This window comes from Gordonia sp. YC-XJ4 (assembly GCF_059511865.1).
In genome coordinates, this window is sequence record NZ_CM183447.1 from 4,039,701 (window position 1) to 4,056,259 (window position 16,559).

At 66.8% G+C, this 16,559-nt stretch carries 14 protein-coding genes and 1 tRNA gene; 6 read left to right on the forward strand and 9 right to left on the reverse strand.

Annotated features, from left to right (window positions below):
- Positions 1–41: 41 nt before the first annotated feature.
- The 4 genes from AC5ZH6_RS18105 to AC5ZH6_RS18120 form a co-directional block, all read right to left on the reverse strand.
- The gene (locus AC5ZH6_RS18105; protein ID WP_006372910.1) at positions 42–368 is read right to left on the reverse strand and encodes a histone-like nucleoid-structuring protein Lsr2; all 327 of its coding nucleotides are present in this window, start codon (positions 366–368) and stop codon (positions 42–44) included.
- Between the two features lie 302 nt (positions 369–670).
- Positions 671–2,386 carry a phospho-sugar mutase gene (locus AC5ZH6_RS18110; protein WP_006372911.1) on the reverse strand — a complete coding sequence of 572 codons (1,716 nt, stop codon included), beginning with the start codon at positions 2,384–2,386 and terminating at the stop codon, positions 671–673.
- A gap of 130 nt (positions 2,387–2,516) precedes the next feature.
- A tRNA-Met gene (locus tag AC5ZH6_RS18115) sits at positions 2,517–2,593 on the reverse strand.
- Between the two features lie 110 nt (positions 2,594–2,703).
- Positions 2,704–5,724, reverse strand: coding sequence for a UPF0182 family protein (locus AC5ZH6_RS18120; RefSeq protein WP_006372913.1), 3,021 nt, complete (start codon positions 5,722–5,724; stop codon positions 2,704–2,706).
- Between the two features lie 189 nt (positions 5,725–5,913).
- Between AC5ZH6_RS18120 and AC5ZH6_RS18125 the strand changes: the two genes are divergently transcribed.
- A complete protein-coding gene (locus AC5ZH6_RS18125) occupies positions 5,914–6,501 on the forward strand; it encodes a PPA1309 family protein (protein ID WP_244421230.1) in 588 nt (195 codons plus the stop codon).
- 27 nt (positions 6,502–6,528) lie between these two features.
- On the opposite strand, the gene AC5ZH6_RS18130 is transcribed toward AC5ZH6_RS18125, so the two are convergent.
- Entirely contained in the window at positions 6,529–7,578 is a 1,050-nt protein-coding gene (locus AC5ZH6_RS18130; RefSeq protein WP_006372915.1) for a YlbL family protein, read from the reverse strand.
- 186 nt (positions 7,579–7,764) lie between these two features.
- On the opposite strand from AC5ZH6_RS18130, the gene AC5ZH6_RS18135 reads away from it, so the two are divergent.
- From AC5ZH6_RS18135 to AC5ZH6_RS18145, 3 genes are all read left to right on the forward strand, one after another.
- On the forward strand, positions 7,765–9,294 hold the full coding sequence (locus tag AC5ZH6_RS18135) for a zinc-dependent metalloprotease (RefSeq protein WP_006372916.1): 1,530 nt from the start codon (positions 7,765–7,767) through the stop codon (positions 9,292–9,294).
- A 106-nt stretch (positions 9,295–9,400) separates the two neighbouring features.
- A complete protein-coding gene (locus tag AC5ZH6_RS18140) occupies positions 9,401–10,381 on the forward strand; it encodes a hypothetical protein (RefSeq protein ID WP_244421231.1) in 981 nt (326 codons plus the stop codon).
- Positions 10,382–10,438: 57 nt separating this feature from the next.
- Entirely contained in the window at positions 10,439–11,752 is a 1,314-nt protein-coding gene (locus AC5ZH6_RS18145) for an ABC1 kinase family protein (protein ID WP_006372918.1), read from the forward strand.
- On the opposite strand, the gene AC5ZH6_RS18150 is transcribed toward AC5ZH6_RS18145, so the two are convergent.
- Positions 11,721–12,458, reverse strand: coding sequence for a helix-turn-helix domain-containing protein (locus AC5ZH6_RS18150; RefSeq protein ID WP_006372919.1), 738 nt, complete (start codon positions 12,456–12,458; stop codon positions 11,721–11,723). The two genes, AC5ZH6_RS18145 and AC5ZH6_RS18150, sit on opposite strands and share 32 nt — an antisense overlap.
- 107 nt (positions 12,459–12,565) lie before the next feature.
- Between AC5ZH6_RS18150 and AC5ZH6_RS18155 the strand changes: the two genes are divergently transcribed.
- Complete coding sequence (locus tag AC5ZH6_RS18155; protein WP_006372920.1) at positions 12,566–12,937, forward strand: VOC family protein; 372 nt, start codon at positions 12,566–12,568, stop codon at positions 12,935–12,937.
- Entirely contained in the window at positions 12,934–13,497 is a 564-nt protein-coding gene (locus tag AC5ZH6_RS18160; RefSeq protein WP_006372921.1) for a class I SAM-dependent methyltransferase, read from the forward strand. Before AC5ZH6_RS18155 ends, AC5ZH6_RS18160 begins: the two co-directional genes overlap by 4 nt.
- A 59-nt stretch (positions 13,498–13,556) precedes the next feature.
- Here the strand turns inward: AC5ZH6_RS18160 and AC5ZH6_RS18165 are convergent, their stop codons facing one another.
- From AC5ZH6_RS18165 to AC5ZH6_RS18175, 3 genes are all read right to left on the reverse strand, one after another.
- A complete protein-coding gene (locus AC5ZH6_RS18165) occupies positions 13,557–13,874 on the reverse strand; it encodes a WhiB family transcriptional regulator (RefSeq protein ID WP_006372922.1) in 318 nt (105 codons plus the stop codon).
- Positions 13,875–14,027: 153 nt separating this feature from the next.
- Complete coding sequence (locus tag AC5ZH6_RS18170) at positions 14,028–14,303, reverse strand: hypothetical protein (protein WP_006372923.1); 276 nt, start codon at positions 14,301–14,303, stop codon at positions 14,028–14,030.
- Positions 14,304–14,422: 119 nt separating this feature from the next.
- Complete coding sequence (locus AC5ZH6_RS18175; protein ID WP_006372924.1) at positions 14,423–16,540, reverse strand: ATP-dependent DNA helicase UvrD2; 2,118 nt, start codon at positions 16,538–16,540, stop codon at positions 14,423–14,425.
- Between the last annotated feature and the right edge of the window lie 19 nt (positions 16,541–16,559).

Here is a 16,559-nt window from a genome sequence, read left to right on the forward strand (position 1 = left end):
TACGCGTCGGGCACATCAGGCGTCGGAACGAGTTTCGACCCTCAGTTCGCGGCCTGGTACGCCTCGATGATCTCCGTTGCGATACGTCCGCGATCACTGATGTCGTACCCGTTGACGCGCGCCCAGTCGCGCACGGCCTTCAGATCGCGAGACGAACGTGCACTTCGGGCCGCCTTCGACCGGCGGCTACCGGCCGAGCGTGAGGCCGTCACATATTGTTCGAGATCCTGCCGGAATTGCTTGGCGTGCGCCGGCGACGTATCGAATTCATAGGCTTTGTTGTCGACACTGAAGGTGATTGTGACAGCTTCCTTCAGTTCTTTTCCATCGAGATCATCGACGAATGTAACAACGGTTCGACGTGCCATCGGATAGAGCCCCCTCGTAGTACTGCGTTGCTGAATACAAAACGAACAATAGCACCGTACGGCATTAGTGCTCCGTATCCGGGCGCCGAATCGAGCGTTTTCCGGCGAGCATCAATAAATAATTGTCACATGTAAAGAAAATCGAGATTTTTCCGTCTTGGAACACCGCGACGTCGATATTCCGTGCTTATTCGGAGGTTTATGTCGTCTGATTATGCGACACGGAGAACGCCCATCTCGGTACCCGACCCGCAGCGGGCGCGGCGGCACCGCGGGTCCGGCCGCCGGCCTCGCCGTGCGGGTCAGAGCCCCAGAAGCGAGGTGAGTTCGGTGGCGAGGTCGCCCAGGCGTGCCTGCGCCGTGGCCCGTGCCGCCCGCACCCCTGCGGTACGCACATCGTCGGCCGGAATGACCACCTCGAGATAGCACTTGAGCTTGGGTTCGGTACCCGACGGCCGGACGATGACGCGATCGTCGGCGGCGGTCCGGAACAGGAGGGCGTCGGTCGGCGGGAGGTCATCCCCACCACGTGCGAGATCGCGGAACTCGACGATCGCCTCCCCGACCAGTCGATCCGCCCGGGCCGACCGCAGCCTTGTCATCGTGGCCTCGATCACCGCGGGATTCTCGACGCGCACGCTGATGGCCGAGGTGCTGTGGAGCCCGTGCACATGAGCCAGGTGGTCGAGCTGGTCCTCCAGAACCGCACCGGTCGCGGCGAGATCCTCGACCAGGGTGATCATGCGGACGGCGGCAGCGATTCCGTCCTTGTCGTGCACCGCGTCGGGGTCGGTGCAGTATCCGATCGCTTCCTCGTAGCCGAATCGCAGGCCGGGGGTGCGCGCGATCCACTTGAAGCCGGTGAGGGTCTGCGCGAATCGCAGACCATGCGCGGCGGCGATGCGGCCCAGCAGCCTGCTGGACACGATCGAACACGCCAGGGTGTCGCCGGGCCGGGAATCGTCGGCGGCGGCCTGCTCGCCGAGCAGCGCACCGATCTCGTCGCCGGACAGCTGCCGCCAGAGTCCGTCGCGGCTCGTCGCGACCGAACAGCGGTCGGCGTCGGGATCGAGCGCGATGACGACGTCGGCGTCGACCTCCCGGGCGTGGGCGATCGCGAGATCGATGGCGCCGGGTTCCTCTGGGTTCGGGAACGCCACGGTCGGGAAGTCCGGGTCCGGGAGGAACTGCGCCGGCACGGGGTGGACGTCGCCGATGCCGGCGGCCCGCAGGACCTGCATCGCCGTGGAGCCGCCGACGCCGTGCATCGCGGTCAGGACCACGCGCACCGGTGACGGCTCGGCACGCCGGCGAAGACCGGCCGTGCGGGCGATGTAGCCATGCAGCAGCTCAGGATCGGCGCCGGTGATCCGGTCGTCGGAGCGCGGTACCTCGTCGGCCACCGGACTGTCGGCGATCCGCGACGCGATCTCGGCGTCGGCCGGCGGCACGATCTGCACCCCCGCTCCGTCGGCGTCGGTCGCCCGTCCACCCAGGTACACCTTGTAGCCGTTGTCGGTGGGCGGGTTGTGTGACGCGGTGATCATGATCCCGGCGTCGGCGTCGAGCGCGCGCACCGCGTACGCCGTGATCGGTGTCGGCAACTGCTCGGGCAGGGCGATGGCCCGCAGGCCGGCGCCGGAGAGCACCTGCAGCGCGGCTGTCCGGAATCGTGAAGAACCATGCCGCGCATCACAACCCACGACGACTGCGGCGTCGGGTCCGACGACGTCGAGCAGGTAGCGGGCCAGCCCCGCGGTGGCCCGGATGACGACGGCGGTGTTCATGCGGGATTCGCCGGCACCCACCGCCGCCCGCAGACCCGCGGTACCGAACTCGAGGGGACCGGCACACCGCGACCGCAACTCGGCGAGAGCCTCCGGATCGTGCGACCTCGCACCGGTGATGAGGACGCCGAGTTCGGCCCGGGTGGCCGCGTCGGGGTCGTGTGCGCACCAGTGCGCGGCGCGGGCGATCAGTTCACCGTCGGTGAGGACACCGTTGCTCACGCCAGTCATCGCATCCTCTTGCTCGTCTGTGTGAACCCGAACGTATCAAGCCCGCCCGCACTCGACTGCTCTCGATGGGGTGGGGGCGCAGATGCGAATCGGCCCCCGATCGCTGATGCGATCGGGGGCCGAATCTCCGTGGTAGCGGGGACAGGATTTGAACCTGCGACCTCTGGGTTATGAGCCCAGCGAGCTACCGAGCTGCTCCACCCCGCGTTGGTGAACACCACGTTACAGGGTGGTTCGGCGCGGATGCAAATCGCCTCCGCCCCGATACCTGCAGGTCGGAAAAACGTGTGACCACAACCACATTCATGGACTCCACGTCAGTTACCGCCACCGAGGGACTCGTATTGCGCAACTGCCTTGTTGAGCTGATCGAGCGCTTGACCGTACGCGGTGAAGTCGCCGCTGGACTGCGCTTGACGCAGCTTGTTGAGCGCATCACCGATCGCCGCGACGGCCGCATCCCGCTGCTGGTTGTTCCCCGACTGGCCCGTTTGACCATTGCCCGTGGAGGGCTGGTTCGGTTGTGGCGTCGGCACGGTCGGTTGGTCGGCGCCGGCCTGATTGCCGCTGGGCTCGCCGTTGAGCGGTGCGGTCGCATCCTCCGGACTGATACCCACCTGAGCCAGCGCCTCGGCAACGGTGGCTGCGTAACCGACCTTCGGATTACCCGCCGCGGCGTTGTAATACATCAGCACGCGGTGCAACTTGGGGATGCCGCCGCCGTTGTTGGTCTGGGTGTACAGCGGCTGGACGTAGAGGATTCCGCCCCCGCCGACGGGAAGCGTCAGCAGGTTGCCGTAGGTCACCTTGGTGGTGCCCTCCAACTGTTTTCGGTCGCCGAGGACGGCGCCGTAGTTGTTCATGTTGTCCTGCGCCTGCTGTGGGCCGACACCGGACTGACGATCGGTGGGCAGCACCTTCATGGTGATCTGGCCATAGGAGCCGGGATCCGACGAGACCGTCATGTAAGAGGCGAGGTTGCGCTCGCGGAAACCGGTGAACACCGTCGTCAGCTGGAATTGGGAGTCCGAACCGGTGCCGCCGCGCGGATTGCGCGCGGTGAAGTAGTAGGGCGGTTGGTTCAGCTGCCGGTTGGCGTTGTCCTCGTTACTCGGATCCGGGGGCACCGACCAGAAGTTGTTGTTCTGGAAGAACGCCGTCGGATCGGTCACGTGATACTTCGCGAGCAGTTCGCGCTGGATCTTGAACAGGTCCTCGGGATAGCGGACATGTGAGGCCAGGCTGGTGTTCTTGTCGAATTCCGAGCGCGGTTGCACGGTTCCCGGGAACACCTTCATCCACGTCTTGAGCACCGGGTCGTTCTTGTCGAACTGGTACAGGGTGACCTTGCCGGTGTAGGCGTCGACGGTGGCCTTCACCGAGTTGCGCACGTAGGACACCTGCGTGTTCGCCTGGCTGCGCTGAGCCTGGTTGTTGATCAGTTCTTGCGCATCGGTCGTCGCGTCCTGCAACGACGTCTGCTGCGAATACGGATAGTTGTCGAGGGTGGTGTACCCGTCGACGATCCACTTGATCGAACCGTCGGCCATCACCGCGGGATAGGCCTTGGAATCGACGGTCAGCCACGGCGCGACCTGCTTGACGCGGTCGCGCGGGTCACGGTTGTAGAGAATCCGCGAGTTGCTGTTGATGGCGTCGGAGAGCAGGAAGTTGCGTTCGGTGTACTTGACCGCGTACATCGCCCGCACGAACCAATTACTCAGCGAGACACCGGAATCGGCAGTGTAGGTGTAGGTCTTGTTGTCCTCGTCGTACTCCCGCGCGCCACCGGAGGTGCCGACGATCGCGTAATCGGGCGAGACGTTGGAGATCAGCTCGCCGAAGTAGATCCGCGGCTGGCTCACCTTGATCGGTGCGGTCGCCGCATAGTTGGGATCGCGGATGGTCTGCAGGTCGCTGACATAGAACACGGGAAGTCCCCCGCGGTCACTGCCCGACGTCGCGTCACCGGAGGCCTCGTCGACCTGATTGGCCGGTGCGGCGACGAAGCCGTTGCCGTGGGTGTAGACGGTGTGCTTGTTCAGCCAGTTCTGCTGCTGGTCACCGTATTTCGTCGGGTCGAGTTCGCGGACGGCGACGATGAAGTCACGTTCTTGACCGTCAACCTTGTACCGGTCGATGGCCAGCTGGGAGGGGAAGCCGTAGAAGTTCTTGAGGAACTGACGCTGGTTGAACGTGGGGGCGATGACATTGGGGTCGAGGATGCGGATGTTCGACAGGGTTGCCTCGTCGGCGTTGACCGCCTCGGCACTCGGCGCGGTCGCGCCCCAATCGTTCTGGTAGTCCACGTTCTTGCCGGCGACGATGCCGTACGCCTGTGTCGTCGCCGCGATGTTGCGACTGATGTACTCGGCTTCCTTCTGCGCCGCATTCGGCTTGACCGAGAACTGCTCCATCGTCAGCGGCCATCCGACACCCATGACCAACGCCGCGAGCAACATCAGCACCGTGGCGATCGCGGGAATACGCAGATCCTTGAGAACGACACCGGCGAAGAACGCCAGAGCACAGATGATCGCGATCGCCATGAGGATCAGCTTCGACGGGAGCACCGCGTTGATGTCGGTATAACTCGCACCGGAGAAGATCTCCTGCTTTCGATCACTGGAGAGCAGACTGTACCGATCGAACCAGTAGGCAGTTGCCTTGAGCAACAAGAAGATCCCGGCCAGGGCCGCGAGCTGGATTCTGGCCGACCCGGTCAACGATCCGCTGCCGCCGCCGAGACGGATACCGCCGAAGACATAGTGGGTGATCAGACTCGCCACGAACGCGATGACGACGATGACGAACAGGAAGTTCAGGACGAAGGTGATGAACGGCAGCTTGAAGGCGTAGAAGCTGATGTCGATGCCGAACTGGGGATCGGTCACCCCGAAATCGGTGCTGTGCAAGAAGGTCTGGACCGTCGCCCACGAACCCTGTGCGACGAGCCCGGAGAGCACACCGATGAGGACCGGCGGGATGATGGCGAACCAGCGAATCCGGCCCATCACCGCGGCGCGATAGCGCGCGAGCGGATCACCGGGTCCCGACGCGGGCACGAACACCGGACGCGACCGATAGGCGAACGCGATCGCGGCGAAGACGATGCCGCCGACGATCACCGCGGTGATCACGAACAGCAGGATTCGAGTCCACAGAATCGTCGAGAAGACCTCGGAGTAGCCCAGATCGGAGAACCACAACCAGTCGGTGACGAGGCCGACGATGCGCGGCCCGATCAGCAGGATGATCAGCAACGCAACCGCGATGCCGATGATGATCTTGCTCCTGCGCGACAGTGTCGGCAAACCTGCCGGCCCGCGAACGCCCACCTGACCCACTCTCCAAAGTTCTCAATCCGGACATGCGCCCGGCGACCGTCTGTGCCGTCCCTCCGGCGTGGCCACCCACTGTACTGGGCGGCGCAGGGTTCGGGCAGCGGGGCGATCCCGGCGCCGCAGTGTGGGTACTCGGGCGGTGCGGGCGCCGCGGTCGACGACCGTCCGGGCATGATGGACGCGATGTCCGACACGACCCGCTACTCCCCCGACGACCTCGGCCGTTCGCTACGCGAAGCGCTCGACTTCCTCGTGCCGAACGGACCCGATCACCTGCCCGCGGTCTTCGCGCTGGTTCCGACGCCGGTGCTGGCCCGGATGCACCCCGAACTCGTCGACCCCGACGACGACTCGGCGTTGAGTCTGCTCGCCGAGGAGCCGATTGCCCCGCGCGCAGACGACGATGGCGACACCGACGACGTCGAACCGTACGCCGCGCTCGAGGAATTCCTCGCGACCACGTCGTGGCCGGAACCGGTGGTGGGGGCGGCGGTCGTCCTCGACATCGTCGTACTGCCGCCCCAGGCCGGTCTCGATCTACCCGAGGCCGCCGGCGGCGCCGAACCGGATGCGCCCACCTTGCGCTCGGCGGCCCGTGATCATCCCGACGCGCGGGCGGCCCGGCTGGCTGTCGGCGCGTTGCGCGGTGGTACCCGTCTGGCCCTGCTCGAGCTGGTACCCGACGATCCCGACGAGGCGCGCGAGCTGCGGACCCATCCTGATATGGCGGCCGATCTGCAGCAGGCGTTGGCCGCGGCTCTCGACGGCTGACGCCCCCGGGGGGGGTCGCTCCCGGCGTCAGCAGTGCGGCACCGGCTTACCCGCGGCGAGGGCGTCAAGCGAGTCGACCGCGGAATCCAGCGACTCGACCTTGACCAGTTGCAGTCCGTCGGGGGCGTCACCGGCGGCCTCGGCGCAGTTCTGGTCGGGGACGAGGAAGACCGTTGCCCCGGCATCGCGTGCGGCACGGGTCTTGTGGGTGATGCCGCCGATCGGACCGACGTCGCCGTCGTCGGCGATGGTGCCGGTCCCGGCGATGAACTTGCCGTGGGTGAGTTGTCCGCTGCCGAGACGATCGATCACCGCGAGGGTCAGCATCAACCCGGCCGATGGGCCGCCGATGTCCCCGACGTTGAAGGTGATCTTGAGGTTCGGGTCGGCGTTGCGTACCTCCGGGGTGACGCCGATGTAGGCCACGTTCTGCTCGCCGGGACGCGCAGCGGCCTTGACGGTGACCGTCTGGGTGGCCCCGCCGCGTCGGATCTCGAAGGCGATCTCATCGCCCGGCTTGTGCGCGCGCACCGCCTTCTGCAGGTCTTCGGTGGTCGCGACCTCGGTGCCGCCGACCTTCACGATCGCGTCGCCGGACCGGAGCACCGACGAGGCCGGCCCGTCCGGGGCGACGAGTGCCGCCACGAGCTCGGTGGGCCGATCGAGGTATCGCAACGCGGCCGCCTGGGCGGTGGTCTCCGAGTTGCTCATGTCCTCGACGTTCTGCTGATTGGTCTGCTCGGTGGTCTGGTTCGGTGGGAACACGGTCTCGCGCGGCTGTACCGAATACGTTCCCGACAGCCACATCCCGATCGTCTGGAACAGCGACAGCCCGTCGGTCACCGACACCGTCGTCAGGTTCAGGTTGCCGTCGGTGTGCTGCGTCGGCACTCCGCTGATGTCGACGACGGGCACCTCGCGGTTGTCGAGTTGGATGGTGCCCAGGGTGTTGACCGTGGGCCCGGGCCCGAGCGCGACGAACGGCACCTGAACGGTCGTTCCCACGACGACGAGTGCCAGCAGGATCAGCACGGTCACGGCCACGGTGACGATGCGACGCGAGGTAGGCCCCTTCATTCCGACCACCCTAGGACATGGGTCCGATCCAGCCGCCGCACAGACCGATGCGGCGGACGGTCGAGGGCCGGTCGAGGGCCGGGTGCCGCCGTCGACGTCGACCACGCGCAGCCGACCTGCGCGAACTACGCTCAAGGCGAAATCATCGAGGGGGTCGCGACCACGCGCTGGCGGTACCGTGGAGGCATGAGTGATTTGCCCTTCGGTTTCTCGTCCTCCGGTGACGACAGCGGCAAGGACGACCGCCGCAAGGACGACGGTCCGACCGGCAACGACGGCCCCGGTGGCGCCCAGAACCCGTTCGGTGCCCAGAACCCGTTCGGGTTCGCCCTCGGCGGCGAGGGATTCGACCCGTCCGCCGGTCTCGACCCGTCGGCGCTGGGCCAGATGTTCAGCCAGCTCGGCAGCATGCTGAGCGGGATGGGGTCGTCGATGACCGGTCCGTCGGCCGGCGGTCCGGTCAACTACCAGCTCGCCGCCAACCTCGCGCGTCAGCAGATCGGCAACTTCACGCCCGTCCTCGACAAGGAGACCTCGGCGGTCGCCGATGCGGTCCGCCTGGCCGAGGTGTGGCTCGACGACGTCACCACGCTGCCGGCCGGCATCAGCAAGCCGGTCGCATGGACGCCGGTGCAGTGGCTCGACGAGACCATGCCGACCTGGAAAGGCCTGTGCAATCCCGTTGCCGCGCAGCTGGCCAAGACGTGGGAGCAGAATCTGCCCGCCGAGGCCGCGCAGTTCGCCGGACCGATGATGGGCATGATGACCCAGATGAGCGGCATGGCCTTCGGCACACAGCTCGGTCAGGGTCTGGGGCAGTTGGCCAAGGAGGTGTTGACCTCCACCGACATCGGATTGCCCCTGGCACCCGAAGGTGTCGGTGTGCTGTTGCCCGAGGCGATCGCGACCTTCGCCGACGGCCTCGATCTCCCGGCCCAGGAGATCATCGTGTTCCTCGCCGCGCGCGAGGCCGCGCACATGCGGCTGTTCACCCACGTGCCGTGGCTACGCCAGCGCCTGTTGGCCACCGTGGAGGAGTACGCGCGGGGAATCAGCATCGACTTCTCCGGCATCACCGACGCGACCGCGGGGATCGATCCCACCGAGTTGTTCTCCGATCCGTCCAAACTCGAGGAACTGATCAGCTCCTCGACGTCGTTCGAACCGACCACCACCCCCGAACAGAAGGCCGCACTCGAACGCCTCGAAACACTACTCGCCCTCATCGAGGGTTGGGTGGAAAACGTTGTCACCCAAGCACTCTCCGATCGCATCCCCAGTACCGCCGCGTTGACCGAGACGATGCGCCGCAGGCGGGCCAGCGGTGGTCCGGCCGAGCAGACCTTCGCCACCCTCGTCGGCCTCGAACTGCGCCCCCGTAAGTTGCGCGAGGCAGCCGCATTGTGGCGATCGCTGCTCGAGGCGTCCGACGTGGCCACCCGCGACAAGGTGTGGGAGCACCCCGACCTGCTGCCCGACGGCACCGATCTCGATGCTCCGGCGGCCTTCATCGACCGGGTGATCGGCGGCGACACCTCCGACATCGATTCGGCGATCGCCGAACTCGAGAAGTCCCTCGCCGCAGAGGCCGGAAGTACAGAGGCCGGAAGTTCAGAGGCCGGGGATGCAGAAGGCGGCAACACAGAGGCCGGGGACGGAAAAGCCAAGGACGTCAAGCCCGACGACAAGTCCGAGGACGGCGACGACAAGTCCTGACTTCGTACCGATACCGACAGCCGGGCCGGGCCCCACCGCCTGTGGATAACACCGCCTGTGGATAACACCGTGAGCCTGCGGTGTCGTCGGTGGCATGGTGATCGACATGACAGCGGCCGCCGCGACACCTGCTCCCGCCACCCCCGATGCCAGGACGTCCCGGCCGGCGACCGGTTCGCGAGTACCGACGGGCATGCCGGTCCTCGCCGACGGAACTGCGGTCCTGATCCGGCCCGGCAACCGGGTACACATCGGCGCGGACCCACACACCGCGTTGGTGCTCGAACTGCCCGCACGGGTCTCCGGCCGGGCGGTGGCCGACCTGTTGGCGTCGCTGTCCGGTCCGCGCAGCCGCGGCGAGGTGTTTTCCGATCTCGTCGACACCGGGCTCACCCGATCCGAGTTCGACGCGATCCTCGACCGCCTCGTCGCCGCGGGCAAAGCACTCCGCCCACCGTCGCAGCGACGCGTCGGCGCGCTGCGCATTCGTGTGCACGGGTCCGGGCCGCTGAGCACGCTGTTGTCGGCGTCGCTGACCGACGCCGGCTACAGCGTCACACGCAGCGTCCGCCGGCCCACCCCGACCGCGCCCGGGACCGTGCAGATGTCACCGATAGCGCTGCCCAATCTGGTCGTCCTCACCGACCACGTCGTACACGAGCCGTGGATGGCCGAACGTCTGATGCGCGTGGGCACCCCGCACCTGCAGGTCCGGTTGCGCGACGGGACCGGCCTGCTCGGTCCGCTGGTGCTGCCCGGCCTGTCGAGCTGCCTGAACTGCGCCGACCGTCACCGCGCCGACCGCGATCCGGCGTGGCCGTTGCTCGCGGCGCAACTCGCCGGGACGAGCGGGCACGCCTCGGCGTCGATCGCCCGTGCCACTGCCGCACTCGCCCACGAGCAGGTCGATCATCTCGCTGCAGCCCTCGCGTCGAGCCCCGACGCCGAGGGCACTGCCGCGCCGCCCGATCCCCCGCACCTGGTGAACCGGATCCTGCAACTGCACCCGGCGCCGCTGCGCATCGAGAGCACCACCTGGCTACCGCATCCACTGTGCGGTTGCCACGAGATCGCCACGCTGACGTGAGGCGCGGCCCGGGCAACACCTCGCCGGTCCTCTATCCTGAGGAGGGGAAAGGAAGCTATGACCGACATCACGCGGGGGCAAGGTCGCCGTAACGCCAAACTCGTCTCGCTGCCCATCGGTATGGCCGGGCGCGCCGCTGCCGGGTTCGGCAAACGGATGGCCGGCCGGGACAAGGACGAGGTCAACCAGGAGCTGCTGGAGAAGTCCGCCGAGCAACTGTTCGCGGTTCTCGGGGAGCTCAAGGGTGGGGCCATGAAGGTCGGCCAGGCCATGTCCATCATGGAGGCGGCGATCCCGGACGAGTTCGGTGAACCGTTCCGCGAGGCCCTCACCAAGTTGCAGGCCGAGGCGCCGCCGCTGTCGGCGTCGAAGGTTCATCGGGTGCTCGATCAACAGCTCGGCACCAAGTGGCGATCGCGATTCCGCGAGTTCTCCGACGAGCCCGCGGCCGCCGCCAGCATCGGCCAGGTGCATCGCGCGGTGTGGTCCGACGGGCGTGACGTGGCCGTCAAGATCCAATACCCGGGCGCCGACCATGCACTCAAGGCCGACCTGAAGACGTTGTCCCGGATGTCGGGGCTGATGCAGAAGCTCTCCCCCGGCACCGACGTGAAATCGATGATGGACGAGCTCATCGACCGCACCGAGGCCGAACTCGACTACCTCGGCGAGGCCGACAACCAGCGCGCGTTCGCCAAGGCCTTCGACGGCGACCCGGACTTCGTGGTGCCCAAGGTCGTGGCGAGCTCACCCAAGGTCATCGTCTCCGAATGGCTCAACGGCACACCACTGTCGAAGATCATCACCAACGGCGACAAGGCAACTCGCGACCGCGCCGCGGCGCTGATGTCGACCTTCGAGGTGTCCTCACCGTTCCGCGTGGGCCTGCTGCACGGCGACCCGCACCCCGGCAACTTCTTCCTCACCGACGACGGTCGGTTCGGCGCACTGGATTTCGGCGCGGTCGGCCACTACCCGAACGGGTTGCCGCCGGAGACCGGCCCGATCCTGCGTCTCGCGCGCGAGAAGGAATACGACGAACTCAAGGAACACATGGTGGCGGCGGGATTCATCCTGCGCTCCCAGGTCGACAAGGTCTCACCGACCGACCTGCAGGCGTATCTGCGTCCGTACGTGGATCCGCTGTACTCCGAGTCGTTCCATTTCACCCGAAAGTGGTTGCAGCGCGCCGCCGGTCACGCGACCGACGTACGCGGCGAGGTGTACAAGACCTCACGGCACCTCAACGTCCCCAAGCACTATGTGATGGTGTTCCGCGTGCTCGCCGGATGCGTCGGCATCGCCGCACAGCTCGACGCCGAGGCGCCATACCGGGCGATCATGGAGAAGTGGGTGCCGGGCCTGGCCTGAGACCGAAGCGGGCCGGCGTCGTCCCCAGCTCCCGGGAGAATGCGACGATGTAGGCCGACGGTGTGGCATAACCACAGGCCGCGGCCGCTCGTGTCACCGAACCGGTGTTCGTCAGGGTTTCCAGGGACGTCAGGATGCGCGCACGGCGCAGCCATAGTCCCAGCGTCAACCCGGTATCACGCCACACATGACGTTCGAGAGTGCGCACGGCAACCGACATGTCGCGTGCGAGGGTGGCCGCCGGCGTACCCGGCGATCGAAACGCGAGCACGACGAGCAAACGCCCGAGTTCCCCGGTGGGCAATGGCAACTCGAGAGATTCGACCGGTGCGGAACGCAGTTGGTCGACGAGGACGGTCACGAGGGCCGAGTGCAAGGGATCGCCCGGTTTCAGTGGCGCCTGTCGAACGATGTGTGCGAGCAGTTCACACGCGAACGGCGACAGCGACACCACCGTGGGTCGATCGGCGGGAAACGGTTCGGCAACAGCGGCCGGGTTGCGCTGTAGGTAGACGATCCTGACTCGGACCGGCCGTGCATTGTCGATCTCCACCGGCATCCCCGCGGGTATCCAGACCGCACGCCCGACGGGCACTGTCCACCGTGCGGCCGCGGTCAGCACGGTCAGCACCCCGGCTGCCGCATGGATCATCTGATTCCATCCGGGTTCGATGGCGATCTGCGCGCGTTCGGCCGGATGAGTCACGGCGTACCCACGAACGATCGGTTCCCTCGAATCGTGTTGTCGTAATTCCGACACAATTTGTCAGAGTATCGAAAGCACGGCGAGACAGCAGGGAGAATGCTGGAGCCATGGCCGCTCCGATCACTCACTTCGCACTCAACGCCGACGACGTAGCCTCGACTCGACGGTTCTACGAGTCGGTCTTCGGATGGAGGTTTGCCGCATGGGGGCCGCCGGGCTTCTACTCCATCGACACCGGCGGCGAAATTGCAGGAGCACTCCAACAGCGCCGCAGCCTCGACGGTCGCGAAATCGTCGGAGCCGAGATCACATTCTCCGTCTCCGATGTCGACGCGACAGCCTGCACCATCGAGGAATCGGGTGGGCGGGTGGTCCTGCCTCGCCACACCATCGACGGCGTCGGACACCTGATCTTTCTTGCCGATCCCGCCGGAAATGTGGTTGGCGCGATGCAATACGACCCTCGTGCGGGCAGATGAACGAGGAGCACCTCACGCTGTGCACCAGTAGCGAGTGGGCACATGCGGTACGTGAATGGATACTGCCGTGGACCCTCGAGGGCTTTGAGCTCGGTGAGCAGGTGGTAGAGATCGGACCCGGCCCCGGCGTGACCACCGAGTTGCTCATCGAGCGCGCCTCACATCTCACCGCGGTCGAGATCGATGAGTCGCTTGCCGCCGACCTGCGCCGACGTTTCGCCGATCGGACCGACATCGACATCCTCTGCGCTGACGGCGCGAATACCGGATTGACTGCAGGCCACTATGATTCGGTGATCTGCATGACGATGTTGCACCACGTCGCCTCACCAAGGGCTCAGGACGCGGTGTTCACCGAGGCACGGCGACTGTTATCACCAACCGGCGCCTTTCTCGGTTCCGACAGCCTCGACGGCCCTGAGTTCCGTGCATTGCACGAGAACGATGTGTGCGTACCCGTGGCGCCGGAGGAACTCGACACCCGCCTGCGACGTGCGGGTTTCCGGTGGGTCGAGGTCGACACCAACGAGTGGTCAGTACGCTTCCGCGCGCAGCCTTGATGCACACCGACGAAACCGGCCGTCCCCGACAGACTTTCGTCGGGAACGGCCGGTTACGTTCAGGCCGCATTCTTGCGCGGGCGGCCACGGGGACGCTTGCGCGCCACCACGACACCGCGATCGAAGATCTCGCCGCCCCACACACCCCACGGTTCGGCCCGCTCGAGGGCCGCGGCCAGGCAGGCCTCCCGCAACGGGCACTCGGCGCACATCGCCTTGGCCCGCTCGAGGTCTCGGGGATCCTCGGCGAACCACAGGTCGGCGTCGGTCATCTGGCAGGGAAGGTCGGTCTGCCCGAGGGCCGGGGCGGACGTGACGCCGACCGCGTCGAAGCGATCGGAGGGCATACAGGACTCGAGGACGCAGTCGGTCGTCATTGTTGTCTCCACCTCTACTCGGATTCTTCGGATGTTCTCGACCCGAGCCGTTGGTGGAGCCCTGCCGCACATCGACGAGATGGGCGGGAGGTCAACCAAAAAGGGCCACGGGTTCGCTTTCGCGATTCGCCCGTGGCCGCCGTTCCGACGCTGTCAGCGTCTGAATACGAGGTTCTGCACGGGGAACCGCTTGTCGGCTCGTGCTGCCGCTACCGCGGGAGCCGGAAATCCGACGGGCTGCGCCAGAGCGACGGCGCCGCAACGGTGATCGGTGGCATGGCCACATTCGTCGAGCCAGGAGCGGTCGCGACGGGCGACGGTCCGACGGGACATGGCGATGCCGTCGTCGACGACAGCGATGCCGTTGCCGATCTCCGATGCCGACGCTGCTTGCGTCGACTCGGCGGCGCCGAGAATGATTGGGTTCACTGATCCGCTCCTTTCTGGTCTCGTGTGGCCACGCGTGACAGGCGGTGCCATGACGGCACACAGCCGTCCCCGTGCTGATGTGTTCACCAGCCTAAGGGCCGATGCGTAGATCGCACAACCTATTTTTGACCTGCGGTTTTCACGATGTCGATGACGTCGGGACCGTACTTGTCGAGCTTGCTCGCGCCGATGCCCGAGATCGACACCAGCGCCTGCTCGTCGGTGGGATGCTGCTCGGCGATGGCGAGCAGGGTCTTGTCGGAGAACACCACGTAGGGCGGAACCGCGTCGTCCTTGGCGCGTTGCCTGCGCCAGTCCTTGAGCGCGACCAGCAGATCCTCGTCGAGATCGGACGGGCAGCTCTCGCATCTGCCGAGCAGCGTCGCCGTCGCATCGATCAGTTTGGACCCGCAGACCCGACAGGTGGGGCCGCGTTTGGGTTTGCGTTCGGGCGCGATCCGCGACGCCGGCGAATCGTCGGGGATCAGGCCGGACAGGAACCGTGACCGCCGGCGGGAGCGGCCACCCTCGTTGCGCGCGGCCGCCCACGACACCTGCAGATGCTCCCGGGCACGGGTGATCCCCACGTAGAACAGGCGCCGCTCCTCCTCGACCTCGTCGGGAGAGCCCTTGATGGCCTGGCTGATCGGCAACGATCCCTCGGTCAATCCGACCAGGAACACCGCATCCCACTCGAGTCCCTTGGCTGCGTGCAGCGATGACAGCGTCACCCCCTGCACGGTCGGTGGGTGCCGCGACTGCGCGCGCGTCCGCAGTTCTGCGGCGAGCTGGGGCAGCGTCAGGTCGGGGGTCTCGTGGACCATGTTCTCGGTGAGCTCGGCCAGCGCCCGCAGCGATTGCCACCGCGCCTTGGCCTGCGCGCCCGTGGGTTCGGTGTCGTCGAGGCCGAGTTCACGCAGCACCGCGGTCACCGCGGTGGTCACGTCGACGTCCTCGCGCAGTCCACGTTCGGCGACGGCGTCGAGACGACGCATCGCCTGCCGCACCTCGGTGCGCGTGAAGAACGCCTCGCCGCCGCGCACCTGGTACGGGATGCCCTGCTCGGTCAGCGCCTGTTCGTGATTCTCCGACTGGGCGTTGACGCGGTAGAGGATCGCGATCTCCGACGCCGGCACGCCGTCGTTGATGAGCCGCTTGATCCGCTTGGCGACCGCGGCGGCCTCGGCCGGCTCGTCGGGGTAGTCGACGAAGCGGGGCGCCGGGCCGCGCGCACGCTGGCCGACGAGTTCGAGCCGGGTCCCGGCGATCCGTCCGTGCGCGGCACCGATCACGCGATTGGCAAGACTCACCACCTCGGGGGTGGACCGGTAGTCGCGGACCAGGCGCACCATGGTCGCCTCCGGGAAACGCCGGGGGAAGTCGAGCAGGTAGTCGGCCTTGGCGCCGGTGAAGGTGTAGATGGTCTGGTTGGCGTCACCGACGACCGTCAGATCGTCGCGTTCACCGAGCCACGCGTCGAGCAGGCCCTGCTGCACGGGCGTGACGTCCTGGTACTCGTCGACGACGAAACACCGGTATCGCGAGCGGAACTCCTCGGCCACGGCGGGATCGACGTCGATCATCTGGGTCATGTAGATGAGCAGATCGTCGAAGTCGAGCAGACGATTCCCCTCCGGCGACACCTTGGCGTCCTCGTAGGCGGCGTAGACCTCGGCCACCTTCTCCGGCGCCGCGGGAGACTCGCGCATCAGCCGCGTCGCCGCGGCGACATAGCCTTCCGGCCCGATCACCGACGCCTTGGCCCACTCGATCTCCGAGAGCAGATCACGCACCGTGTCGGTGGACGTACCGAGCCCCGACCGCCGCGCCGCACGCGCCATCAACGGGAACTTGTTGTCCAGCAATTCCCATGACGCGTTCCCGAACACCCGCGGCCAGAAGAACCGCAGCTGCCGCAACGACGCGGCGTGAAAGGTCTGCGCCGACACCGACGGACCGGACGCGCCGATTCCCAAGGAGCGCAATCGGGTACGCATCTCCCCCGCCGCGCGGGCGGTGAAGGTGACGGCGAGTACCTGTGACGGATTGACCTGCCCGGTGTCGATGAGATGCGCGATCCGACGGGTGATCGTGCGGGTCTTGCCGGTGCCCGCGCCGGCGAGCACACATACCGGACCGCGCGGCGCGAGCACCGCCTCACGCTGTTCGGGGTCGAGTCCGTCGAGGATGCCGCGATCGCGCGACGGGGATGTCCCCTCCTCCGGTCGGGCGGACATCTCGACCCCCTTCTGCGTG